18 protein-coding genes and 1 riboswitch are annotated in these 23,085 nt (G+C 67.9%); of the genes, 3 read left to right on the forward strand and 15 right to left on the reverse strand.

The window, feature by feature from the left end; translation table 11 throughout:
- Positions 1-32: 32 nt before the first annotated feature.
- The 4 genes from OH686_RS15375 to OH686_RS15390 all read right to left on the reverse strand — a co-directional run bounded on the left by OH686_RS15375 (position 33) and on the right by OH686_RS15390 (position 8,479).
- Complete coding sequence (locus tag OH686_RS15375) at positions 33-1,919, reverse strand: TonB-dependent receptor domain-containing protein (protein ID WP_289533704.1); 1,887 nt, start codon at positions 1,917-1,919, stop codon at positions 33-35.
- Positions 1,920-2,001: 82 nt separating this feature from the next.
- A riboswitch (cobalamin riboswitch) is annotated at positions 2,002-2,214 on the reverse strand.
- A gap of 67 nt (positions 2,215-2,281) precedes the next feature.
- Positions 2,282-4,177: a 1-deoxy-D-xylulose-5-phosphate synthase gene (gene dxs / locus OH686_RS15380; RefSeq protein WP_289533705.1), complete on the reverse strand. Its 1,896-nt coding sequence runs from the start codon at positions 4,175-4,177 to the stop codon at positions 2,282-2,284.
- An 81-nt stretch (positions 4,178-4,258) separates the two neighbouring features.
- Positions 4,259-5,209, reverse strand: a complete 951-nt coding sequence (locus OH686_RS15385; RefSeq protein WP_289533707.1) for an alpha/beta fold hydrolase — start codon at positions 5,207-5,209, stop codon at positions 4,259-4,261.
- A 9-nt stretch (positions 5,210-5,218) separates the two neighbouring features.
- The gene (locus OH686_RS15390) at positions 5,219-8,479 is read right to left on the reverse strand and encodes an acetyl-CoA carboxylase family protein (protein ID WP_289533709.1); all 3,261 of its coding nucleotides are present in this window, start codon (positions 8,477-8,479) and stop codon (positions 5,219-5,221) included.
- A 199-nt stretch (positions 8,480-8,678) separates the two neighbouring features.
- Between OH686_RS15390 and OH686_RS15395 the strand changes: the two genes are divergently transcribed.
- Complete coding sequence (locus OH686_RS15395; RefSeq protein WP_289533710.1) at positions 8,679-9,578, forward strand: phosphatase PAP2 family protein; 900 nt, start codon at positions 8,679-8,681, stop codon at positions 9,576-9,578.
- A gap of 68 nt (positions 9,579-9,646) precedes the next feature.
- On the opposite strand, the gene ispA is transcribed toward OH686_RS15395, so the two are convergent.
- The 11 genes from ispA to OH686_RS15450 all read right to left on the reverse strand — a co-directional run bounded on the left by ispA (position 9,647) and on the right by OH686_RS15450 (position 19,964).
- On the reverse strand, positions 9,647-10,534 hold the full coding sequence (ispA, locus tag OH686_RS15400) for a (2E,6E)-farnesyl diphosphate synthase (RefSeq protein WP_289533712.1): 888 nt from the start codon (positions 10,532-10,534) through the stop codon (positions 9,647-9,649).
- Positions 10,531-10,773 (reverse strand): exodeoxyribonuclease VII small subunit, encoded by a 243-nt coding sequence (locus tag OH686_RS15405; protein ID WP_137970801.1) that lies wholly within the window; start codon positions 10,771-10,773, stop codon positions 10,531-10,533. The genes ispA and OH686_RS15405 overlap by 4 nt, the downstream gene beginning before the upstream one ends.
- A gap of 20 nt (positions 10,774-10,793) precedes the next feature.
- Positions 10,794-11,504, reverse strand: a complete 711-nt coding sequence (locus OH686_RS15410; RefSeq protein WP_289533714.1) for a PqiC family protein — start codon at positions 11,502-11,504, stop codon at positions 10,794-10,796.
- A gap of 135 nt (positions 11,505-11,639) precedes the next feature.
- Complete coding sequence (gene parC, locus OH686_RS15415; RefSeq protein WP_289533715.1) at positions 11,640-13,898, reverse strand: DNA topoisomerase IV subunit A; 2,259 nt, start codon at positions 13,896-13,898, stop codon at positions 11,640-11,642.
- Positions 13,899-13,911: 13 nt separating this feature from the next.
- Positions 13,912-14,400 carry a retropepsin-like aspartic protease family protein gene (locus OH686_RS15420; RefSeq protein ID WP_502942817.1) on the reverse strand — a complete coding sequence of 163 codons (489 nt, stop codon included), beginning with the start codon at positions 14,398-14,400 and terminating at the stop codon, positions 13,912-13,914.
- A gap of 35 nt (positions 14,401-14,435) precedes the next feature.
- Entirely contained in the window at positions 14,436-15,428 is a 993-nt protein-coding gene (locus OH686_RS15425) for an esterase-like activity of phytase family protein (RefSeq protein WP_502942744.1), read from the reverse strand.
- Complete coding sequence (parE, locus tag OH686_RS15430) at positions 15,425-17,323, reverse strand: DNA topoisomerase IV subunit B (RefSeq protein WP_289533717.1); 1,899 nt, start codon at positions 17,321-17,323, stop codon at positions 15,425-15,427. The genes OH686_RS15425 and parE overlap by 4 nt, the downstream gene beginning before the upstream one ends.
- A gap of 15 nt (positions 17,324-17,338) precedes the next feature.
- The gene (locus tag OH686_RS15435) at positions 17,339-17,947 is read right to left on the reverse strand and encodes a YqiA/YcfP family alpha/beta fold hydrolase (RefSeq protein WP_289533718.1); all 609 of its coding nucleotides are present in this window, start codon (positions 17,945-17,947) and stop codon (positions 17,339-17,341) included.
- Positions 17,948-18,009: 62 nt separating this feature from the next.
- Entirely contained in the window at positions 18,010-18,825 is an 816-nt protein-coding gene (gene cpdA / locus OH686_RS15440; RefSeq protein WP_289533719.1) for a 3',5'-cyclic-AMP phosphodiesterase, read from the reverse strand.
- A 96-nt stretch (positions 18,826-18,921) separates the two neighbouring features.
- Positions 18,922-19,374: a DUF1249 domain-containing protein gene (locus OH686_RS15445; protein ID WP_137970808.1), complete on the reverse strand. Its 453-nt coding sequence runs from the start codon at positions 19,372-19,374 to the stop codon at positions 18,922-18,924.
- The gene (locus OH686_RS15450; protein WP_289533721.1) at positions 19,365-19,964 is read right to left on the reverse strand and encodes an NUDIX domain-containing protein; all 600 of its coding nucleotides are present in this window, start codon (positions 19,962-19,964) and stop codon (positions 19,365-19,367) included. Before OH686_RS15450 ends, OH686_RS15445 begins: the two co-directional genes overlap by 10 nt.
- Positions 19,965-20,229: 265 nt before the next feature.
- Here OH686_RS15450 and OH686_RS15455 point away from each other — a divergent pair, with 265 nt between their 5' ends.
- Positions 20,230-21,108 (forward strand): PAS domain S-box protein, encoded by an 879-nt coding sequence (locus OH686_RS15455; RefSeq protein ID WP_289533722.1) that lies wholly within the window; start codon positions 20,230-20,232, stop codon positions 21,106-21,108.
- Positions 21,109-21,335: 227 nt separating this feature from the next.
- Complete coding sequence (locus OH686_RS15460) at positions 21,336-23,084, forward strand: HesA/MoeB/ThiF family protein (RefSeq protein WP_289533724.1); 1,749 nt, start codon at positions 21,336-21,338, stop codon at positions 23,082-23,084.
- Position 23,085 lies beyond the last annotated feature (1 nt).

The following is a 23,085-nucleotide window of genomic DNA, read 5'->3' on the forward strand; positions in this document are numbered from 1 at the left end:
CCGAAAGGGGCCTTGTGCATTGCGCCGGACGTTTACAGCTCGGGGCTCCAGACGAAGCCGAGCATCGCCGTGCGGCCTTCCTGGCGGTAGCCATAGCGCTCGCCTTCGTGCTCGTACAGGGCGCGCTGGTAGTCCTTGTCCAGCAGGTTGTCGATCTTCGCTTCCAGCTTCAGCTCGCCGGTTGCCTGCCAGCTGCCGCGCAGGCCCAGCAGGCCGTAGCCGGCCAGCTCGTACTGGTTGTTCGGATCGTCGTAGCTGCTGCTCGCGGCCTGCCAGGTGGCGCCCACGGCGAAGTCGCCGAAGGCGCGGTCCAGGTCCAGGCTCAGGGTGCGGCGGGCGCGGCGGTTGAGGGTGTGGCCGGTATCGCGGTCGCGCGGGTCGACGAAGGCGACGCCCAGTTGGCCCTGCCAGCCGAACAGCTCCTGCTGCAGCGTCGCCTCGAAGCCGTGGATGCGTGCGGTGGCGATGTTCTGCGGAATGAAGTCCTGATCGCTGGCGATGGCATCCTCGATGTCGGTGCGGTAAAGCGAGGCCTCCAGGCGGGTGCTCTCGGTCAGCTCGCTGCGCCATTGCAGCTCGTAGCTCTTCGAGTGCTCGGGCTTGAGGTCCGGGTTGCTGTAGTCTGGGTAGTACAGGTCGTTGAAGGTCGGCGCGCGGAAGCCTTCGCTGTAGGACAGGATCAGGTCATTGGCGGCGTTCAGCGGCAGGGTTAGGGCGCCGCTCCAGGTGTTCTCGCTGCCGAACTGCTCGTTCTTGTCGTGGCGCATGCCCAGCTCGGTGGAGAAGTGCTCGCTCTCATAGCGATGCTGGACAAAGGCAGCCTGGTTCCAGCGCTGCTGCTCCTCGAAGGCGGTGTTGCTGTTGAGCTGATCCTCGTACCACTCGCCACCCAGCAGCAGGCTGTGGCTGTCGCTCAGGGCCAGGGTGTTGAGCCAGTTCACCGAGTCGCGGTAGGTGTTGAACACGCCACGCTCGTCGCTGAGCTTGTCCAGGCTCTCTTCGCGGTTCTCGCTGTGGCCGACTTCCAGGCGGCTGTTCCAGGTGTCGTTGATCTGCGCATCGAGGTAGCTGGAGACGCTGCTGACGGTGAAGTCGCTGTACGGGGCCTGGCCGACCGACTCGAAGGTGGTCATGTCGAAGCGGCCGAAGGGGTTGTCGAATTCGGTGCGGCCGCGCTGGTCGAGCACGTTGATGCCGGCCTCGATGCTGTCGCTGAAGCTGTGGCTGAGGCTCAGGCTGAAGGCCTTGTTGCGGTAGGCGTCGTGATCCTGGTCGGACTCGTAGGACGGGCCGCTGCGATCGAAGCCGTTGGTCTCGTTGAGGCTGCCGGCCAGGCTGAAACGGGTCTGCTGGTCGCCGCCGGAGATGCCGGCGCTGCGCTGCCAGGCACCGTGGCTGCCATAGCCCACGCGCACGAAGGGCTTGAGGCCTTCGCCAGCGCTGCGGCGAGTGAAGATCTGCACCACGCCGCCGATGGCGTCGGCGCCATACACCGCGGAGCGTGGGCCGCGCAGCACTTCGATGCGCTCGATCTGGTCGATGTTGATGTGCTGCAGGTTGCTGTCGCCGGAGCTGGCCGAACCGATGCGCATGCCGTCCACCAGCACCAGGCTCTGGGCCGACTTGGTGCCGCGAATGTACAGGCTGGTCAGGCTGCCGATGCCGTTGTCGGTCGCCTGAACGCCAGGTACGCGCTTGAGTAGGTCGGTCACCGACGAGGGCTGCAGGCGCTCGATGTCGGCGCGGGTGAACACGGTGCTGGCGGTGCTGCTGGCGCTGCGCTGCTGCACATCGCGGTTGGCGCTGATCAGGGTTTCGGACAGCTTCAGCGCAGCCTCCTGGCCGGCGGCCAGCAGGTTGGTGCCGGGCAGCAGGGCCATGGCCAGGGCCGAGAGAGGCAGGGAACGGGACAGCTTCATGGAGATTCCTCAAAGATCGCAAGACTTCGAGGAGGGCAGGACAGGCGCGGGCGGGCGCCTGACGGTGCTGCCCTCCGCAACACCAGTCGAATCCGTCCAGGCCGGTCTCCGGGCTCTCGACGCGCCGGCTCGCCTTCCCGGGAGACCCAGTGGCTGATGAGCGGGCGTGCAGCCGGTGGGCTGCGGTCGATTACCGTTGCGGGGGCAGCGCCGGGATGGCTCCTCGCGGAGCGCACCGGCTTCCCGTTTAACGCTGTTCCTGTGGACGCAGCGCACCTGGCGGAATGCAAAAACGCCGCGCACCTTAGTGCGCAGCCGGATGAATTACAAACAAGTTGGATTCAGGGCTGGATGAGCATGGCTCATCCAGCCAGCTGCGCCAGTCGCGCCCGCACCGCCGTCTCGATGCCGGCGGTATCCAGCCCGCACTCGGCGAGCATCTGGGCCGGCTTGGCGTGCTCGACGTAGTAGTCGGGTAGGCCCAGGTGCAGCAGTGGCTTGACCAGGTTCTCGGCGGCGAGGAACTCGCTGACCGCGCTGCCGGCACCACCCATCACGGCGTTTTCCTCGATGGTCACCAGCAGCTCGTGGCTGGCGGCCAGTTCACATAGGAGGGTTTCGTCGAGGGGTTTGACGAAGCGCATATCGACCACGGTGGCGTCCAGCGCCTCGCCGACGCGCAGCGCCTCGGCCAGCTGCACGCCGAAGGCCAGCAGGGCGGTGCGCTTGCCCTGGCGACGGACCACGGCCTTGCCGATCTCCACCGGCTCCAGGCGCGGGTCGATCGGCGTGTTGGGACCGCTGCCACGCGGATAACGTACGGCCGCCGGGCCCTGGAAGTGGTAGCCGGTGGTCAGCAGCAGGCGCAGCTCGTTCTCGTCGCTGGGCGTGGCCACCAGCATGCCGGGGATGCAGCGCAGGTAGGAGATATCGAAGCTGCCGGCGTGGGTCGGACCGTCTTCGCCGACCAGGCCGGCGCGGTCGATGGCGAACAGCACGTCGAGGTGCTGCACGGCCACGTCGTGGATCAGCTGGTCGTAGGCGCGTTGCAGGAAGGTGGAGTAGATCGCCACCACCGGCTTGGCTCCGTCGCAGGCCATGCCGGCGGCCAGGGTCACTGCGTGCTGTTCGGCGATGGCCACGTCGAAGTAGCGCTCCGGGAAGCGCTCGCTGAAGGCCACCAGGTCGGAGCCTTCCTTCATCGCCGGGGTGATGCCGACCAGGCGCTCGTCCTGCTCGGCCATATCGCACAGCCACTGGCCGAACACGGCGGAGTATTTCGGGCCGGAGGCTTGCTTCGGCTCGACTGGCGCCTTGATCGGCTCCAGCTTGGTGATGGCGTGGTAGCCGATCGGGTCGACCTCGGCCGGGGCGAAACCCTTGCCCTTCTTGGTCACCACATGGAGGAACTGCGGGCCCTCCAGGTCGCGCATATTGCGCAGGGTGGCGATCAGGGTCGGCAGGTCGTGGCCATCGATGGGGCCGACGTAGTTCCAGCCCAGCTCCTCGAACAGGGTGCCGGGCACCAGCATGCCCTTGGCGTGCTCCTCGACCTTGCGCGCTATCTCCCAGGCGCCGGGCAGGCGCGAGAGGATCTTCTTGCTGCCTTCGCGCATGCTCGAATAGGTGCGGCTGGAGATGATCTTGGCCAAATAGTTGGACAGGCCGCCGACGTTCTTGGAAATCGACATGTCGTTGTCGTTGAGCACGACCAGCATATTGGCCTTCACATCGGAGGCATGATTCAGCGCCTCGAAGGCCATGCCGGCGGTCAGTGCGCCGTCGCCGATCACGGCCACCGACTTGCGCTTGCTGCCCTGCAGGCGCGCGGCTATGGCCATCCCTAAGGCGGCGCTGATGCTGGTGCTGGAGTGGCCGACGCCGAAGGTGTCGTACTCGCTCTCGCTGCGGCGCGGGAAGGCGGCCAGGCCGTCCTTCTGGCGCAGGCTGCCCATGCGCTCGCGGCGGCCGGTGAGGATCTTGTGCGGGTAGGCCTGGTGGCCCACGTCCCACACCAGGCGGTCGTCCGGGGTGTCGAAGATGTAGTGCAGAGCGATGGTCAGCTCGATCACGCCGAGGCCGGCACCGAAATGCCCGCCGGTCTGGCCAACGCTGTACAGCAGGTATTGGCGCAGCTCGTCGGCCAGGCTTTCCAGCTCGCTTTCCGCCAGGCGGCGCAGGCCGTCCGGGGTGTCGGCGCTGTCGAGCAGGGGCGTGGCAGGACGCTCGCGGGGGATTTCGTGGAAGGTGGTCGGCATCAGGCGGATCGTTATAGGCATACAAAAGATGCGGCAGTTTACCTGAAGCGCCGGAAACAGCCCAAACGACCTGTGAGTGGATCAGTCCGCGGCGTAATGCCGCGCCAAGAAGTCCAGCAGCAGGGCGTTGACCCGCTCGCCGTCCTCGCTCTGCAGCCAGTGGCCGCAACCCTCCAGCAGGTGCTGTTCCAGGCGCGGCACCTTGGCCGTCATGCGCCCCAGCGTCGGCGCCTCGAAACGGCCGACCGGGTCGCGGTCGCCGAGCAGGAACAGGGTCGGTTGCTGCACCTGCAGTTCGGCCAGCGGCTCGCTGCGCTGCCAGTTGCGCTCGAAGTTGCGGTACCAGTTCAGCGCGCCGTGGAAGCCGCGGCCGGCGAAGGTCTTCTCGTACACGGCGAACAGCTCGGGCGAGCACCAGGCCGGCAGCGGCAGATCGCCCAGGCCGTCGAACAGGCGGGCGTCGGCCGGCTTGTCCTGCAGCAGCGCGCCTTCCAGGCCGCCGAGCAGCAGGCGCAGGCTGCGGCCGATGTCGACGTCCAGTTCGGCCTCGGCCACACCCGGCTGCTGGAAGTAGAGGATGTAGTGGAAGCGCCCGGCATAGGCCTCGCGCATCATCTCGATGGCCGGGCGTTTCGGCCGTCCACCGAAGGGCACGGACAGCGCGCCGAGCGCCTGCACCCGCGCGGGCTCCAGCAGGGCCAGATGCCAGGCCACCGGTGCGCCCCAGTCATGGCCGACCACGGCGACGCGGGTCTGGCCGAGGGCATCCATGGCGCCCTGGATATCGCCGCACTGGGTCAGCAGGTCATAGGCGGCGGGATCGCTCGGCGCGCTGCTCTGCCCATAGCCACGCATCTCCGGAGCGAACACCCGGTAGCCGGCGGCGGCCATCGCCTCGATCTGCGGATGCCAGGCGTACCAGCACTCCGGGAAGCCGTGCAGCAGCCACACCGGGCGGCCATCGATCGGGCCGGCACTGTAGAGGCTGAGGTCGATGCCGTTGACCGCCAGCAGCCGATGCTCGATATGCATGGGGCGTCCTTACCAGGTATCGACGAAGGGGCGTTTCTTGCCCGTGCGGGCCGGCGCTTTCGGCGCGGCGTTGAGCCCGCGCAGCAGCCAGGCGCGGCTCTCGGCCGGGTCGATGACGGCATCGATCTCCAGGTAGCTGGCCATGTTCAGCGCCTTGCCGTTGGCGTAGGCCTTGCCCACCAGCTTGTCGAACAGGGCCTGACGGCTAGCCTCGTCCGGCTGCGCCGCCAGCTCCTTGGCGAAGCCCAGGCGCACCGCGCCCTCCAGGCCCATGGCGCCGAACTCACCACTGGGCCAGGCGGCGGTGAACAGCGGCGAGTGGAAGCTGCCGGCGGCCATGGCCTGGGCGCCGAGGCCATAGCCCTTGCGCAGCACCAGGGTGAAGAACGGCACGGACAGGCTGGCGGCGGCCACGAACATGCGCGACACGTGGCGCACTGTGGCCTGCTTCTCCGCCTCCGGGCCGACCATAAAACCGGGGGTGTCGCACAGCGACACCATCGGGATATCGAAGGCATCGCACAGCTGCATAAAGCGCGCGGCTTTATCTCCCGCCACTGCATCGATGGCGCCGCCCAGGTGCGCGGGGTTGTTGGCGAGCAGGCCGAACGGCTTGCCCTCGATGCGGATGAAGGCGGTGATCAGTCCCGGGGCGAACTGGCGGCGCAGTTCTAGAACGCTGCCGCTGTCGGCCAGCAGCTCGATCACTCGGCGGATGTCGTAGACGCGCAGGCGATTCTCCGGGATGACATGGCGCAGCTCGCGCGGGTCGGTGCACTGCCAGTCGGCCAGCGGGCCTTGGAAGTACGACAGGTACTGCTTGGCCGCGCGCACGGCCTCGGCTTCGTTCTCCACCAGCACGTCGATCACCCCGTTCGGGCCTTGCACGCTGGTGGGGCCGACTTGCTCGGGCTTGAAGCTGCCCAGGCCGCCGCCTTCGATCATCGCCGGGCCTGCCATGCCGACGGTGGCGTCCTTCGCGGCAATGATCACGTCGCAGCAGCCGAGCAGGGCGGCGTTGCCGGCGAAGCAGCGGCCGGAGACGATGCCTACCGTGGGGACCAGGCCGGACAGCCGGGCCATGGCGACGAAGGTGTGGCAGTCGAGCCCGGCCACGCCGACAAAATCGGTGTCGCCGGGCCGCCCGCCGCCGCCCTCGGCGAACAGCACCAGCGGCAGGCGCCACTGTTCGGCGAGGCCGAGCATGCGGTCGGTCTTCTTGTGGTTCATCACGCCCTGGGTGCCGGCGAACACCGTGTAGTCGTAGGCGATGGCCATGCAGCGCGCCGCCTCGCTGCCGAAGGCGCCGGCGTTGACCGTGCCGATGCCGGCCACCAGGCCATCGGCCGGGCTCAGCTCCAGCAATTCTTCGTGGGAGCGCCGGCGGCGCTGGGCGGCCAGGGCCATGGCGCCGTATTCGTTGAAGCTGCCCTCGTCGAGCAGGTCGTGCAGGTTCTCGCGGGTGGTGCGCTGGCCGGTCTTGCGCCGCTTGGCCACCGCCTCGGGGCGGCGCGCGTCGGTCAGGCGTGCGTGGCGCTCCAGTACCTCGGCCAGGTCGGCGCGGATATGTTCGAGATCGACCGCCTGTTCGTCCTGCTCGTGCCCGCCATCGACCTCGGCGGGCTCGATGAACAGCAATGCCTGCCCTTCGCCCAGTGCGTCGCCGGGGGCGGCGGCCAGGGCGCGGACGATGCCGCCACGTTCGGCGCGGACGACGAACTCCATCTTCATCGCCTCCAGCACGGCGACCTGTTGGCCGGCGGCGACGCTATCGCCCTCGGCTACGTCCAGGCTGACCAGCACGCCGGTGCTCGGCGTACTCAGCGCCAGGGTGCCCGCCGGTGCCTCGATGGCTTTGGCAGCGGTGGCGCTGGCGCCGACCTGGGCGAAATAGCGGTGCGGGTGGGCCGCGCCATGGGCGCCGAGCAGTTCGCCCAGTTGCTCTTCGACGAAGCGTGTGCTGACCCGGTTGCTCAGCACCTCCTCACGCTGCAGCAGGTTCTGCAGCAGGTGCAGGTTGCTCGCCACGCCCTCCAGGCGGAATTCGCAGAGGGCGCGATAGGCGCGGCGCAGGGCGCTCGGGTAGTCGGGCGCGCTGGCGATCAGCTTGGCCAGCAGCGAGTCGTAGGCCGGGCTCACCGGGTAGCCGGCGTAGCCGTAACCATCCACACGCAGGCCGGGGCCGGACGGTGGCTGGTAGGCGCTCAGCGTGCCGGCGGCCGGGCGGGCGCTGCCGTCGGCGTGCAGGATTTCCAGGTTGATCCGCAGTTGCACGGCGCAGCCCTGCGGCGCCGGTGGTTGCAGCAGGCCGAGTTCGGCGAGGCTGGCACCGGCCGCCAGGCGCAGCTGGGTGTGCAGCAGGTCGACGCCGGTGATCTGCTCGGTGACCGTGTGCTCCACCTGCACCCGCGGGTTGGCCTCCATGAAGAAGAAGCGCTCGCCCTCGACCAGGAATTCGAAGGTGCCGATGCCGCGGTACTTCACCTCGGCCGCCAGGCGCAGGGCGCAGGCGATGATCGCCTCGCGCAGGCCTGCGTCCAGGTCCGGACTGGGGGCGATCTCCACCAGCTTCTGGTGGCGGCGCTGCAGGCTGCAGTCGCGCTCCCACAGGTGGCTGACCTGCGCGCCGTCGCCCAGCACCTGCACCTCGATATGCCGGGCACTCTGCACCAGTTGCTCGATATACAGCGCGCCGTTGCCGAAGGCGCCCTGCGCCTCGGACTGGCAGCGTGCGTAAGCCTCATCCAGCTCCGCCGCGTCATGGATCGCGCGCATGCCGCGCCCACCGCCGCCAGCCAGGGCCTTGAGCATGGCGGCGCTATGTTCGGCCAGGAAGGCACGTGCCTCGTCCAGGCTCACCGCGCGGTTGATCCCGGCCACCAGCGGTGCACCGCAGCGTTCGGCCAGCTGGCGGGCGGCGGCCTTGTCGCCGAACAGCTTCAGCACCTCCGGCGCCGGCCCGATAAAGGTCAGCCCGGCGGCCTGGCAACGGCGGGCGAACTCGGCGTTCTCGGCGAGGAAGCCGTAGCCGGGGTGGATGGCCGCGCAGCCCTGCTCGCGGGCGATGGCGATCAGCTGCTCCATGTCCAGGTAGGCCGGCACGCCGCGGCCCTGCAGCGCCACGGCCAGGTCGGCCTTGCGCGTGTGCAGGCTGGCGCCGTCGTCCTCGGCGAACACGGCCACCGAGCGGATGTTCAGGTCGGCGCAGGCCTGGGCGATACGGATGGCGATCTCGCCACGGTTGGCGATCAGCAGGGAGGAGAAGGGCATGGCCGGCGGCTCTGTCTGGGTCTGGTGATGGGCTCATCTTAGGCAGTCGCCGCCACCGGCCGCAGCCAACTGTGCCGCGACGAATACCCGCCACTCAGGGTGGCTGATGATCCGCTGGGCCTTTTGTCCGAATCGGCCCTTGCCGGCTGCGCCGCCGGCCGGTATCTCTGCCGCTTCGCTTAATTCCGCAAGGACCGCCATGAACGAGTTGCTCCACAGCCTGGAGTGGGTGCTGCCGCTGCGCAGTGACGGGCTGACCCCGCTGATGCGTTTCTTCACCCTGCTCGGCTACGAGAAATTCATCCTGTTCTTCCTGCCGCTGGGCTACTGGGCCTGGAATCGCGGGGTGTTCCTGCGCCTGCTGGTGCTGGTGGCGCTCACCGCGCTGCTCAACGCCTGGCTCAAGGACTTCTGGCAGGACCCGCGGCCGGACATCGCCCTGCGCATGGACCACGAGGTCGGCGAGAGTTTCGGCCTGCCCAGCGGCCATGCGCAGATCGCCGTGGTGATCTGGTTCTGGCTGGCCTGGGAGCTGCGCCGGACCTGGGCCTGGCTGGTGGCCGCGGTGGTGGCGGCGGGAATCATCTTCAGCCGCCTGTACCTGGGCGCCCATGACGTGGAAGACGTGCTCGGCGGATCGCTGCTGGGCATCGCCACCCTCGTCGTGTTCGAGTTCGCGCGGCGCTGGAGCGGCTGGCGCGAAAGCCATGCCGGCTGGCATCTGGGCCTGATCCTGCTGGTGTTCCTGGCCGCCTGGCTGAGCTGGCCGGGTGAGGCGCCGAGCTACGTGCCGCTGCTGGCGGGCATGCTGGTCGGCGTGCTGTTCGGTTACCGAAACCTGGTGTTTTCCGCCGAGGTCGCCATCTGGCGGCGCTTGGCGGCGGCCGTGCTCGGTGCGCTGGCCTTCATCCTGCTGCAGAAGGGCCTGAAGCTGCTGGGCGACGCCTGGCCCTGGGAACCGCTGGCCTGGCAGGGCCTGCGCGGCCTGGCGATGGGCCTGTTCGTGGCCTGGCTGATGCCGTGGCTGCTGGTGCGTGCGGGGCTGCTGGCGGCTGTGCGGCGCGAAGAGCCGGTGGCGCCGCTCGGCGCGGTCGCCTGAGGGGCGTGAATCTGTAGGCGGGTGAAACCCGCGGCTTGGGTCGCGCGGCTTTCGCCCGCCCTACAAAGTCAGCTGCGCCGTTCGACTATATAGCGGGCCAGCTCGCGCAGCGGCTCGGCGCTGTCGCCGAACGAGCGCAGGGCGTGCAGGGCCTGGTCGCGCAGTTCCAGAGCATAGGCCTTGGCCTGCTCCAGGCCGAGCAGGGCCGGGTAGGTCGGCTTGTGGTTGGCCTCGTCCTTGCCCTGGGTCTTGCCCAGGGTGGCGGTGTCGCTTTCCACGTCGAGGATGTCGTCCTGCACCTGGAACGCCAGGCCTACGGCCCGGGCGTACTGCTGCAGCGAACGCAGGCTGGCCAGGTCGGCCTTGCCGCTGGCCAGGGCGCCGAGCTGCACGCTGGCCTCGATCAGCGCGCCGGTCTTGTGCCGGTGCATGGTTTCCAGGGCCTGCTGGTCGAGCTGGCGACCCACAGACTCCAGGTCGATGGCCTGGCCGCCGACCATGCCGGCGGGGCCGGCGGCGCGGGCCAGGCCGAGCACCATGGACAGGCGCAGATCCGGATCCAGCGGGTTGCGCCGGGCATCGGCCAGGGCCTCGAAGGCCAGGCTCTGCAGGCCGTCGCCGGCGAGAATGGCGCAGGCCTCGTCGTAGGCGATATGGGTGGTCGGCTGGCCGCGGCGCAGGTCGTCGTCGTCCATGGCCGGCAGGTCGTCGTGCACCAGGGAATAGGCGTGGATCAGCTCCACCGCGCAGGCGGCGCCATCGGCGCGGTCGAGGTCACCTTCCAGCGCCTCGCAGGCGGCGTACACCAGCAGCGGGCGCACGCGCTTGCCACCGTTGACCACGCTGTAGCGCATGGCCTGGTACAGGCGGGCCAGCTCGCTGCGCGGGGCATCGAACAATTCTTCCAGCGCGGCGTCGACCCGCGCCTGGCAGCGCTGCTGGTACGCGGCGATCATGCCTGTTCGTCCGCGTCGAAGGGCACTTCCTCCAGTTCGCCGTCACGCTCCAGCAGTTGCTGGACCTTCTGCTCGGCCTGGGCCAGGGCGGCCTGGCAGTCGCGGGTCAGGCCGATGCCCTGCTCGAAGGCGGTCAGCGAGTCTTCCAGAGACAGCTCGCCGCTCTCCAGGCGCTCGACCAGGGTTTGCAGGTCGGCGAGGGATTTTTCGAAATCGACGGCGGCTTTCTTGCGGGCCATGGGGCGGATTCTCTCGGGGGTCAGAAACGCAGGACTTCGCCGTTGCTGCGGGTCGGTGCCACCAGCGGGATGCGCGGTTGCTGCTCGGCCTTGGGCTTGACTGGTTTCGGGGTGACTGCCGGCTTGGGTGCCTCGGCGATCGGCTGGTTGCGCAGCGGCTCGATGGCTTCCGCCAGGCGCTGGGCCAGCTGGCGCAGCAGGCGGCTCTGGGCCTGGACCTGGTCGGCGGTGGTGCCGCTGTGGGCCTCTTCCAGACGCAGCAACTGGCTGTCGCGCAGCTGGCCGCCCTTGTCGAGCAGGCGCCACTGGGCTTCCAGCACGGCCGGATGGGACGGGCCGGAGTCCAGGCGGATGATGTTCAGCAGCACCTGCACGTCCGGCTTGAAGTCGGCGGCGGTGGTCGGGGCCAGCACGGTGCGCTGGCTGTCCAGGCGCCAGGCCAGCTGACGCAGCAGCAACTGGTCGATGTCGGCGGCCAGGCTGCCGGCCCAGCGCGCATCGTCGGCAGCCAGCAGACTGCCGTCGGTCTGGCGTTGCAGCAGGGTCTCGCGTTGCAGGTAGTCGGCTACCGAGACGGGACCGAGCAGCACGGCCAGGCCCTGGGGTTGGGTGGGGATGGCGGCGTTGCCGTTGTCCAGCTGGTATAGCGGTATCGGCTTGTGCGCCGTGCAGCCGGCCAGGCCGAGGAGGCCGGTCAGCAGCAGTACGGAAGAGAGGCGCAGCAGTTTCATCGGTTCACCTGAGGGCCGCGCGGGCGGCCGTGATCGTACGTCAAGGCCGCGTATGATCCGTCAAAGCGGCCGCGGACTCCAGCCCGCGGCGCTCTACGGCATGCCTTCCGCGCTGCGCTTGAGCGCAGCGGCGGCTCAGGCCGGGGTTTCCACCAGCAGCGAATCGACCCGCTGGAAGCCGCGTGGCAGCTTGTTGCCGCGGCGTCCGCGTTCGCCCTTGTAGTGCTCCAGATCGTCCGGCTTGAGCGACAGGGTGCGCTTGCCGGCCTGCAGCACCAGGGTGGCGCCGGCGGGCAGCACGGCCAGGTCGGTGAGATATTCCTCGCGGCTGGCCACGCGCTCGCCGGGAATGCCGATGATCTTGTTGCCCTTGCCTTTGCCCAGTTGCGGCAGGTCGGCGACCTTGAACAGCAGCAGGCGACCTTCGGTGGTCACCGCCGCCAGCCAGTCATCCTCGACGCTGGCCACCGGCTTGGGCGGCACCACCAGCGCGCCGTTGGGCAGGCTGAGCAGGGCCTTGCCGGCCTTGTTCTTGGCCTGCAGGTCTTCGCCCTTGACCACGAAGCCGTAGCCGGCGTCGGAGGCGATCACGTACAGGGCGCTGTCTTCCGGCAGCAGCACGCAGTCGAAGGTCGCGCCCGGCGGCGGCTGCAGGCGGCCGGTGAGCGGCTCGCCCTGACCTCGCGCGGATGGCAGGCTATGGGCGGCCAGCGAGTAGCTGCGCCCGGTGGAGTCGATAAACACCGCGTACTGGTTCGAGCGGCCCGGCGCGGCGGCCTTGAAGCCGTCGCCGGCTTTATAGGAAAGCCCGGTCGCGTCGATATCGTGGCCCTTGGCGCAACGCACCCAACCTTTTTCCGAGAGCACCACGGTGACCGGCTCGGTCGGCATCAGCTCGGTTTCCGACAGGGCGCGGGCCTCGGCACGGGCGACGATCGGCGAGCGGCGGTCATCGCCGTACTTCTCGGCGTCGTCGAGGATTTCCTGGCGCACCAGCTTCTTCAGCTTGGCTTCGCTGCCAAGCAGGGCCAGCAGCTTGGCGCGCTCCTTGGCCAGCTCGTCCTGCTCGCCACGGATCTTCATCTCTTCCAGGCGGGCCAGCTGACGTAGACGGGTGTCGAGGATGTAGTCGGCCTGGATGTCGGTGAGGGCGAAGCGCTCCATCAGCACCGGCTTGGGCTGGTCCTCGGTACGGATGATGTGGATCACTTCATCCAGGTTGAGGAATGCGGTGAGCAAGCCTTCCAACAGGTGCAGGCGCTTCTCGACCTTGTCCAGGCGGAATTGCAGGCGGCGGCGCACGGTGCCGACGCGGTACACCAGCCACTCGGTGAGCAGGGTACGCAGGTCTTTCACCTGCGGCTTGCCATCGAGGCCGATGACGTTGGTGTTGACCCGGTAGCTGGACTCCAGATCGGTGGTGGCGAACAGGTGGGTCATCAGCTCGTCGGCATCCACGCGGTTGGATCGCGGGATGATGACGATGCGGCAGGGGTTCTCGTGGTCCGACTCGTCGCGCAGGTCGGCGACCATCGGCAGCTTCTTGGCCTGCATCTGCGCGGCGATCTGTTCCAGCACCTTGGCCCCGGAGACCTGGTGCGGCAAGGCGGTGACCACGATATCGCCGTCCTCGACGCGGTACACGGCGCGCATGCGCACCGAGCCACGGCCGGTCTCGTAGATCTTCAGCAGGTCGGCCTTGGGCGTGATGACTTCCGCCTCGGTGGGGAAGTCCGGACCGAGGATGTGCTCGCACAGCTGCTCGACCGTGGCGTTCGGTTCATCGAGCAGGCGCACGCAGGCGCTGGCCACTTCGCGCAGGTTGTGCGGCGGCACGTCGGTGGCCATGCCCACGGCGATACCGGTGGTGCCATTGAGCAGCAGGTTGGGCAGACGCGCCGGCAGGGTGGCCGGTTCGTCCAGGGTGCCGTCGAAGTTCGGCACCCAGTCCACCGTGCCCTGGCCCAGCTCGCTGAGCAGCACTTCCGAATAGCGCGACAGGCGCGCCTCGGTGTAGCGCATGGCGGCGAAGGACTTGGGATCGTCCGGCGCACCCCAGTTGCCCTGGCCGTCGACCAGGGTGTAGCGGTAGCTGAACGGCTGGGCCATCAGCACCATGGCCTCGTAGCAGGCGCTGTCGCCGTGCGGGTGGAACTTGCCGAGCACGTCGCCGACGGTACGCGCCGATTTCTTGTGCTTGGCGTCGGCGTCCAGGCCCAGCTCGCTCATGGCGTAGACGATGCGCCGTTGCACCGGCTTGAGGCCGTCGCCGATATGCGGCAGGGCGCGGTCCATGATCACGTACATGGAGTAGTTGAGATAAGCCTGCTCGGTGAAATCGGCGAGGGAACGTCGTTCCACGCCTTCCAGGCTCAAATCGAGGGTGTCGCTCATGCGTGCCTCATGGTCATTTCAGTGAAGTCGATTGGCGCAGCACCAGGGTGCCGCCCTTCTGAGTGAATTCGAGTTGCTTGAGGGCGCTCATGCCGAGCAGCACCTCGTCGCCGTCCATGCCGGGGGTGATCAGCGCCGCTACGTCGCGCAGCTGGATGTCGCCGAGCTGCAGCAGGTCGAGGCGGGTGCGTGCGCCGGTGACAGTGCCATTGGCGGTGCGGATCTGCACCGGCGCGCCGGGCTGCAGGCCCAGTTCGCCGGCCAGTTTCTGCGGCACGGCCACGGCCGTGGCGCCGGTGTCGAGCAGGAAGGTCACGGTGCGGCCGTCGATCTGCCCGTCCAGCACGTAGTGGCCGCCGCGGCTGCTGGCCAGGCGCACCTCGATGTAGCCGTCGCCATGCACCGATTGCGGCTGGCGATTGGGATTGTCGCGCTGCTCTTCCCAGTTGCCGAACCAGTGCGTGGCCAGGGCCAGGGCCGCGACCCAGGCCAGGATCAGCATCACGCGGGCGGCGCGCTGGCCGGCGGGTCTGTCGCTCACGGTGCGCTCCAGCCGCCGGTCGGCGCCTTGAAGTGCCAGAGCAACGGGCGGCGCTCGCCGTCGGCGCGGGCCAGGTCGTTGTTGTCCAGGCCCAGCCAGGCGCCGTCCTGGTCCAGCCACAGGGCCTCGGCGTTGCCATAGGGTTCGGGGTAGACGCGACCGTCGGCCAGGGCGGCAGCAGCGAACGACCAGCATTTCTGCTCGGCGCCGGTGGCCGGGTCGCGGCGGCAGATGCGCTGCTCCAGGCGTTCCAGGCTGAACAGCTGGCCATCCAGGAAGGCCAGGTCGCCGAAGCTGCGCGGGTGACGCGCGTCGCTCTGCGGAGTGAGCGGCGAGCGCCGCTGGCCGGCCTCGGACATCAGGATGCAGCCGCTGGTACAGCGCCAGCGGCCCTTGTCCTTGTGCAGCACCAGCAGGCCGCGGCGCTCGCGCTCGGCGGCCAGCCACAGGCGCTCGCCAGCCGGGTCAATGACCAGGCCTTCGAGCAGGGCGTTGTGGCGCAGCAGCATGCCACTGGCACGGGCCTGGCGGATCAGGCCTTCGGGCAGTGGCAGCCATTCGGCGATGCCGCTGGGACCGACCTGCAGCAGGGCGACATGCGCCTCGCTGAGCAGGTAGCGGTTGCCCTTGTCGTCGCAGCTGATGCTCTCGAAATCCAGTTCGCCCTGGCGCACCAGGTGGGCCGCCCAGGTGCGCATGCGCAGGCCCCAGGGCAGGGTGCTGGTCGGCACCGGCGGCGCGGTGAAGGTCTCGGCCTCGGCCTGCCAGGCGGCATCGCCCGGCTGCAGGCGATACAGGCGGTCGTCCTCGCGATCGGACACCGCCAGCCATTCCGCGCCGCAGCGGGTCAGGCCGGACAGGTTGCCGCCGGCCATGCCGTCCAGCGCATGTTCGGCCAGCAGCTCCAGCTCGGCCGGTTGCACGGGCTTGTCGGCCGCGGCCGCCGTGCAGGCGAACAGCAGGCCGGCGAGGGCGAGGCTCAACCTCACGCGATGACCTCTGCGAGGTTACCTTTGCTCTCCAGCCAGCTCTTGCGGTCGCCGGCGCGCTTCTTGGCCAGCAGCATGTCCATCACTTCGCGGGTCGCCTCGAAGTCGTCCAGGCCCAGCTGCACCAGGCGGCGGGTGTTGGGGTCCATGGTGGTCTCGCGCAGCTGCGGCGGGTTCATCTCGCCGAGGCCCTTGAAGCGGGTGACCTGCGGCTTGCCGCGGCGCTTCTCGGCCACCAGGCGGTCGAGGATGCCGTCGCGCTCGGCGTCGTCGAGGGCGTAGAAGATCTCCTTGCCCAGGTCGATGCGGTACAGCGGCGGCATGGCCACGTAGACGTGACCGGCCTCCACCAGCGGACGGAAGTGGCGCACGAACAGGGCGCAGAGCAGGGTGGCGATATGCAGGCCGTCGGAGTCGGCGTCGGCGAGGATGCAGATCTTGCCGTAGCGCAGCTGCGACAGGTCGGCCGAGCCCGGATCGATGCCGATAGCCACGGCGATGTCGTGCACTTCCTGGCTGGCCAGCACTTCGCCGCCGTCCACTTCCCAGGTGTTCAGGATCTTGCCGCGTAGCGGCATGATGGCCTGGAACTCCTTGTCGCGGGCCTGCTTGGCGGAGCCGCCGGCGGAGTCACCTTCCACCAGGAACAGCTCGGAGCGCATCGGGTCCTGGCCCGCGCAGTCGGCGAGCTTGCCGGGTAGCGCCGGGCCCTGGGTGATCTTCTTGCGTTCGACCTTCTTGCCGGCCTTGAGGCGGCGACCGGCGTTGCCGATGGCCTGCTCGGCCAGCAGCAGGCCGGTTTCCGGGTGGGCGTTGAGCCACAGGCTAAAGGCGTCCTTCACGACTCCCGAAACGAAGGCCGAGGCCTCGCGGGAGGACAGGCGCTCCTTGGTCTGGCCGGAAAACTGGGCGTCTTGCATCTTCATCGAGAGGACGAAGGCGATGCGTTCCCAGACATCTTCCGGAGCAAGTTTCACCCCACGCGGCAGCAGGTTGCGGAACTCGCAGAACTCGCGCATGGCGTCCAGCAGGCCCTGGCGCAGGCCATTGACGTGGGTGCCGCCCTGGGCGGTGGGAATCAGGTTGACGTAGCTCTCCTGCAGCGACTCGCCGCCTTCGGGCAGCCACAGCAGGGCCCAGTCCACCGCCTCCTTGTTGCCGGCCAGGCTGCCGCAGAACGGCTCGTCGGGCAGGCGCACGAATTCGCTGACGGCGTCGACGAGGTAGGAGCGCAGGCCGTCCTCGAAGTACCAGCGGGTGGTCTCGCCGTTGTTCTTGTCGGTGAAGGTGACTTCCAGGCCCGGGCACAGCACGGCCTTGGCCTTGAGCACATGCTTGAGACGGCTGATGGAGAACTTGGGCGAGTCGAAGTATTTCGGATCGGGCCAGAAGCGCACGCTGGTGCCGGTGTTGCGTTTGCCGACCGTGCCGATCACTTCCAGGTCGGTGGCCTTGAAGCCGTCGGCGAAGGTCATGCGGTATTCGCTGCCATCGCGCTTGACCTTGACCTCGACCTGGTTGGACAGGGCGTTGACCACCGAGATGCCCACGCCGTGCAGGCCGCCGGAGAACTGGTAGTTCTTGTTGGAGAACTTGCCGCCGGCGTGCAGCTTGGTGAGGATCAGCTCGACGCCGGGGATGCCTTCCTCCGGGTGGATGTCGACCGGCATGCCGCGGCCGTCGTCGACCACTTCCAGCGAGTTGTCCTCGTGGAGGATCACCTGGATCGATTTGGCATGGCCGGCCAGCGCCTCGTCGACGCTGTTGTCGATGACTTCCTGGGCCAGGTGGTTGGGCCGCGCGGTGTCGGTGTACATGCCCGGGCGCTTGCGCACCGGGTCCAGGCCGGACAGTACTTCGATGGCATCGGCGTTGTAGGCGTTCTGCTGGGCCATGGTGTCTCTTGTCTATTAAAGGGTGGAAAAGTCGAAATCGGCCCAGAGGGCGGGAGCGAAGCCGGCCAGCGCTAGGATTTCCGGGATGCGCCGGGCGAAGCCCTGGTAGCTGTGGTCGCCACCTTGCTGAATGTCCAGGCTGCAGCCGGCGTAGAAGGCCTCGGCCTGGCGGTAGTCCAGGGTCTCGTCGGCCGTCTGCAGCCACACGTGGTAACGCGCGGCGTCGCGCGGCTCGGCCACTTCCAGCTCCTGCAGGGCGGCGACATGGTCGTGGGTCAGCAGCCAGGTCTCGTTGGTGTAGTAGTTGGTCTGCTCGACTTCCTTGCCGCCGAACAGCCGGTGCGGGCGCACCGCCGGGTTGATCAGCAGGGCGGGGAGGCCATGCTGCTCGGCGAGGAAGGTGGAGTAGTAGCCGCCCAGCGAACTGCCGACCAGTAGCGGCCTGCCCAGTTCGGCGATGGCCGCCTGCAGCTGCTGCATGGCCTGGCGCGGGTGGTGGTGCAGGGCCGGCACGCGCAGATGCTGGGCGATGCCGCAGTGTTCGGCCACCTTGAGCAGCTGGCTGGCCTTGGTCGAGGCCGGCGAACTGTTCAGGCCGTGGATATAGAGGATGCTGGGATTCATGGAGCGGGAGGCTACAAGCTAGGCGGCGCTAGCCGCAAGCATTGACAAGCGGCCTTGCGGACTTAGTAGCCCTTGATGCTGTAGTCCACTTCGAAGTCGATGCCGGTGACCCGCGACACGCCGGTCTCCAGCCGTCCGTCGGCGTGCAGGCGCAGCCAGCGGTAGCCGGGGGCCGTGGTGTCGACCTGGAATTCCTCGCTGCCGGGGGCGAACTGCACGCAGGTGGAGGGCGAGGCGAGCAGGCGGATGCCGCCGCGCTGCTGGTCGAACTCCTGGTGCACATGACCCCAGAGCACGGCCTTGACCTGCGAGTGGCGTTCCAGCACGGCGAACAGGGCGTCTGGGTTGCGTACGCCGATGGGCTCCATCCAGCTGCAGCCGATGGACACCGGGTGATGGTGGAAGCACACCAGGTGATGACGTTCGGGGGCTGCGCTCAGCGCCTGTTCGAGCAGCTCGAGCTGGTCGTCGGCCAGGTAGCCGGGCACCGCGCCGGGAATCGAGGAATCGAGCAGGGTGATGCGCCACTTGCCCAGGTCGATCACCGGCTCCAGCAGATCGCTGCCGTTGCACACTTCGCGCATGGCCGGCAGCTCGTCATGGTTGCCGGGGAACCAGCGGGCGTTGCCGTCGAGGCCGGCGGTGAGCTGGCGGAAGCTCTGGTAGGAGGCCACGCTGCCGTCCTGGGAGAGATCGCCGGTGGCCAGGATCAGGTCGATGTCGGTCTGTTCCGCCTGCACCCGCTCGACCACCTTTTCCAGACTGTCGCGGGTGTTCATGCCCAGCAGCTTGCCGTCTTCCTCGGCAAAAAGATGACTGTCCGACAACTGCACCAGCAGTACCGGGCGATCGGAGGCAAGAGACGACGGGCGCGACAAGGGCCAACTCCTGAGCGGGTTCCCAGGATTATGGTGGGTGAAACGCGATTCGGTAAACCCGGCAAACGTGAACTCGTCACATTTGCGCGGTTGTGATCACAGCACTGTGACCAGTTCGTGACCGCAGGCGATGCAGTGGCTCAGCCATTCGCCGAGGAACAGGTTGAGCTGGGTCTTCTCGTCCGGCTGGTGCATGGCGGCGTTGGGGTAGGGGTAGATGCCACGGAAGCGCCGGGCGTTTTCCGCGCCGATCACCTCGGCCATGCGTGCGTCGTGGTAGGCCCGCACCTCCAGGCGCGGCACCGGCAGCCAGGGCAGGCTGTGTTCCTGGCGCACTTCCAGGGTGGTGGTGTAGGGGCAGTTCTCGGTGACACGGATCAGCAGCACGCCGAGCAGCAGGTCGCCCTGGCTCAGGGCCACGCGGCGCTCGCCCTGGGCCTCGCGCATGTCCGGCAGCAGGCGCAGCAGGCGCGCGTAGTTGGCTTCGCAAGCGGCCTGCAGCTCGACCAGGTCGACCCGGTAACGCTCGCGCAGCAGGTTCATGACCACAGCCCCCGCACTTCCGCGCGGTTCAGCGCCAGCCACTGCAGGGCGATGATGCTGGCGGCATTGTCGATGCGTCCGTCCTTCACCGCCTGCAGCGCATCTTCCAGCGGCCAGACATGCACGCGGATGTCCTCGCCTTCCTCGGCCAGGCCATGCACGCCGCCCACGCCCTCGCTGCTGCAGCGACCGACATACAGGTGCACGCGCTCGTCGGAGCCGCCGGGGGAGGGGTAGTACTGGGTGATGGGCCACAGTGCGGTCAGCTGCAGGTCGGCCTCTTCCTCGGCCTCGCGGTGGGCCACTTCCTCGGGCTGCTCGTCCTTGTCGATCAGTCCGGCGACCAGCTCCAGCAGCCAGGGGTTGGCACTCTTGTCCATGGCGCCGACGCGGAACTGCTCGATCAGCACCACGGCATCGTGCTGCGGGTCATAGGGCAGCACGCAGACGGCATCATGGCGCACGAACAGTTCGCGGCTCAGCTGCGGGCCCATGCCGCCGGCGAACTGGCGGTGGCGCAGATGCAGGCGGTCCAGGCGATAGAAGCCCTTGAAGCAGGTCTCGCGCTGGAGCACCTCGACATCGGCATGTGACATGCAATTCCCCCTCGTGGCAGGGTCCTTCCCTGCAGAAAATCCAGCCGCCATTGGCGGGCTAACGGTGAATGTGCGCGCGGCAATGGCGCTTTGGCAAGGGTTGCCGCTGCGGCTCGGCACTGTCGCCGCCGGGTCATTCAATCAAGATTGTGTGACGTCGATATGCCGTGCGGCTCGGCATTTATCGTAAATAGCAGTCTTTTTCATTGGCTACCGATGAGTATACTCGGGGCGGTCTGTATCGAGTTCAACAGGGAGGTGGGGAATGCGCGCTGCAGAGCTGATCGATCTGCTCCGGCAATACGACCCGGACACGGATATCCCGGTGGCCTACACCGATGCCGAATTTGGCGAGCAGCCGCAGCTGCAGGTGGCCAGCTGTTACAGCACCGGCGACACCCGCTGCTACCAGAATCTGGTGGAGCAGGCCCAGGAGGGCCTGGTGGTGCTCGACCCGTTCGGCCGCATCACTTACATGAATCCCTTCATGCAGCAGTTCCTCGGCTACTCGCCGGCCGAGGCGCTCGGCAGGCCGCTGGCCCAGGTGATTTCCGCCGACCTGGTGGAAGTGGTGCTGATGCAGCGGCGCCAGGGCCCGTCGGCCGAGCGCTATCCGATGCGCATCCAGGCCCGCGACGGCCAGGTGCGCTGGGTGCAGATGAGCGCCGCGCCGATTCCCAGCGTCGACGGCAGCGACCGTGGCAGCCTGCTGACCATCACCGATATTTCCCACCGCGAGATCCACGCCGACAAGCTCGGTGACCAGGAGAGCCTGGGGCAGAAGGTGTGGCGCATCTCCGAGCAGTTGGACAGCCTCAAGTCCCTGCGCATGAATCTGCTGGCCGAGTTCGAGGCCCTGCAGGACTCGCCGCGCATCGCCGCCACGCCCTACTGGCACCAGCAGCGCTACCTCTATCTGGTACGGCCGCAGAAGGACGGCAAGCGCGTGCGCGAATACATCGGCGCGCAGCCGGAGCGGATCAGCGAGGCCCTGGCCGCCGTGCGCCGCGAACAACGCTACCAGGAAGTCTGCCGCGAGCTGCAGGACATCGAGGAAAAGATCCGCACTTCCACCTTCAAGCTCGACAGCTTCCTCTGGGAGCTGACCAAGGTGCCGGAGAACCTGCACAAACTCGTGAGCTAGAGCCTCGCGACCGCTTTTTTCGACGACCGTTCCATGACAGACCGCCCCATTCCGGGGCGGTCGTCGTTTCTGCGCCTCGAATATCTGTGATCACATATAAAAATATCAATAAAAACAAATAGTTAATCGTGTTTGTCGTTAATGACAGCGAGGGGGTTTTGGTCCTTGTTGTGCCATTAAAGCGCTGAATAGGATGCCCGCCTCTCCCAACTCAGCAGGACGCCACGATGAGCCACCCACAGCCCCCCCTGGATCACGACCAGTTCTATCGCGAACTCACCCTGCGCAACGCCGGGTTCATCAGTACCGACGACCAGTGTGGTCTGCGCGAGGCGGTTATCCTCGTGGCCGGCTGCGGCTCCACCGGCGGCAGCGTGATCGAGCTGCTGGTGCGCAGCGGCGCCGAGCACCTGATCCTGGCCGACAACGGCAGCTACGAGCTGAACAACGCCAACCGCCAGAACATGGTGGCCAGCGACATCGGCCGGACCAAGGTCGAGGTGTTCGCCGAGCGCGTGCGGCAGATCAACCCCTATATCAAGCTGGAGCTGCACGGCCACGGCGTGACCCCGGACAACGTCGAGGCCATGGTCGCCCAGGCCGACGTGGTGGTGGATGCCATCGACGTCACCGGGCGCTCCGGGCTGGAAATGAAGTACCTGCTGCACCGTGTCTGCCAGCGCCAGTACAAGCCGGTGGTGTGCGGCTACGACATGGCCGCCGCCCAGTACATCCCGGTGTTCGACTACCGCAACCCGGACCTGGCGGTGCTGGACGACCAGCTCAGCGCCGAGCAGGTGGCCACCCTCGACCCGATGCAGGCCTGCTCCTACCTGATCCCGGTGGAGTGCGTGCCGCTGGAGATGTACGCCGAACTGGACCGCCATCTGGCCGGCAAGGACTACACCTCGCAGCTGGGCATCGCCGCCCACCTGTTCGGCACCCTGGCCACCGCGCTGATCATCGATCTGCTCAACGGCCGCCCGGTGCGCGACGCCATCTATGTCGACGTCTGGGAGCTGATCCGCCGTCGCGATGCCCAGGCCGAACGTGAGCACCAACAGCAGCTGGAGCAGGGTCGCCAGGCGCTGGCGCAGTGGCGCCAGCTGCCGGCGGAGCGCCCCGACGCGTTCTTCCTCGAGCGCTCGGTCAAGCACTACCAGGCGCCCCAGCTGAACGGCCTGCGCAGCTACCAGCAGTTCTGCATCGATCGCCGCGCCGGCATCGCCACCTACGCGATTCCCAACTACCAGCTGGACAACAACCTGACCCGCCAGCTGCTGCGCTTCGCCTTCGTCCACTACGCCAAGGTCGGCTTCATCAACCCGCAGGTGGCGGCGCTGCGCCAGCTGCACGCCGAGCCGCTGGAAAACCTGGCCCAGGAGGACGTGCATATCGTCCTGGTGCGCGACAGCGACCAGCAGCTGCTGGCCTATTCCACCCTTAAGGCACCGATCGCCCGCGGCAAGCGCTTCGACGACGAGCAGCGCCCGGCCTTCGGCGTGGAGACCGCCTTCGGTCGCGACCTCTACGCGCAGATCGCCGAGCTGCAGGACCTGCCGGTGGAGCAGGTGCGCGAGATCGGTCGGGTGACCAAGGCGCAGATCGGCGACCCGGTGCTGGAGGCCAAGGCCGGCATGCTGCTGCTCAGCGCCTACGGCCGGCTGCTGTGCAAGACCGACAGCGGCGTGGCGGCGATGGTCGGCGACGGCGAGCGCCAGGTCACCCTGCGCAACCTCGGCTTCTTCGGCTTCCGCCCGCAGGTCATGCCGGCGCGCGCCGCCAGCATCCCGGCCGAGCACCTCTATGCCAACCGCTACCAGGGCCGCGAGGTGCATCCGTTCTGGCTGCGCCTGGATGCCATCGACCGCGAGCGGGTGGCCCAGATCGAAGGCCTGATCGAACTCGAAGGCGACGAATTCCTTTCCCAGCTGCGCGAAGCCAAGCAGCAGAACAACCTGCACATAGGAGCATGAA

Source organism: Pseudomonas sp. SO81 (assembly GCF_030374125.1).
Classification (GTDB): Bacteria; Pseudomonadota; Gammaproteobacteria; order Pseudomonadales; family Pseudomonadaceae; genus Aquipseudomonas.

Excerpts from the sequence above, each read along its gene's own strand:
- parC (WP_289533715.1), bottom strand. The coding sequence starts at position 13,898 with ATGAGCGACACCCTCGATTTGAGCCTGGAAGGCGTGGAACGACGTTCC.
- OH686_RS15395 (WP_289533710.1), top strand. The coding sequence starts at position 8,679 with ATGAACGAGTTGCTCCACAGCCTGGAGTGGGTGCTGCCGCTGCGCAGT.
- OH686_RS15450 (WP_289533721.1), bottom strand. The coding sequence starts at position 19,964 with ATGTCACATGCCGATGTCGAGGTGCTCCAGCGCGAGACCTGCTTCAAG.
- ispA (WP_289533712.1), bottom strand. The coding sequence starts at position 10,534 with ATGATCGCCGCGTACCAGCAGCGCTGCCAGGCGCGGGTCGACGCCGCG.
- OH686_RS15375 (WP_289533704.1), bottom strand. The coding sequence starts at position 1,919 with ATGAAGCTGTCCCGTTCCCTGCCTCTCTCGGCCCTGGCCATGGCCCTG.
- OH686_RS15405 (WP_137970801.1), bottom strand. The coding sequence starts at position 10,773 with ATGGCCCGCAAGAAAGCCGCCGTCGATTTCGAAAAATCCCTCGCCGAC.
- dxs (WP_289533705.1), bottom strand. The coding sequence starts at position 4,177 with ATGCCGACCACCTTCCACGAAATCCCCCGCGAGCGTCCTGCCACGCCC.
- parE (WP_289533717.1), bottom strand. The coding sequence starts at position 17,323 with ATGGCCCAGCAGAACGCCTACAACGCCGATGCCATCGAAGTACTGTCC.
- OH686_RS15420 (WP_502942817.1), bottom strand. The coding sequence starts at position 14,400 with ATGCTGATCCTGGCCTGGGTCGCGGCCCTGGCCCTGGCCACGCACTGG.
- OH686_RS15385 (WP_289533707.1), bottom strand. The coding sequence starts at position 5,209 with ATGCATATCGAGCATCGGCTGCTGGCGGTCAACGGCATCGACCTCAGC.
- OH686_RS15460 (WP_289533724.1), top strand. The coding sequence starts at position 21,336 with ATGAGCCACCCACAGCCCCCCCTGGATCACGACCAGTTCTATCGCGAA.
- OH686_RS15390 (WP_289533709.1), bottom strand. The coding sequence starts at position 8,479 with ATGCCCTTCTCCTCCCTGCTGATCGCCAACCGTGGCGAGATCGCCATC.
- OH686_RS15435 (WP_289533718.1), bottom strand. The coding sequence starts at position 17,947 with ATGAATCCCAGCATCCTCTATATCCACGGCCTGAACAGTTCGCCGGCC.
- OH686_RS15410 (WP_289533714.1), bottom strand. The coding sequence starts at position 11,504 with ATGAAACTGCTGCGCCTCTCTTCCGTACTGCTGCTGACCGGCCTCCTC.
- OH686_RS15455 (WP_289533722.1), top strand. The coding sequence starts at position 20,230 with ATGCGCGCTGCAGAGCTGATCGATCTGCTCCGGCAATACGACCCGGAC.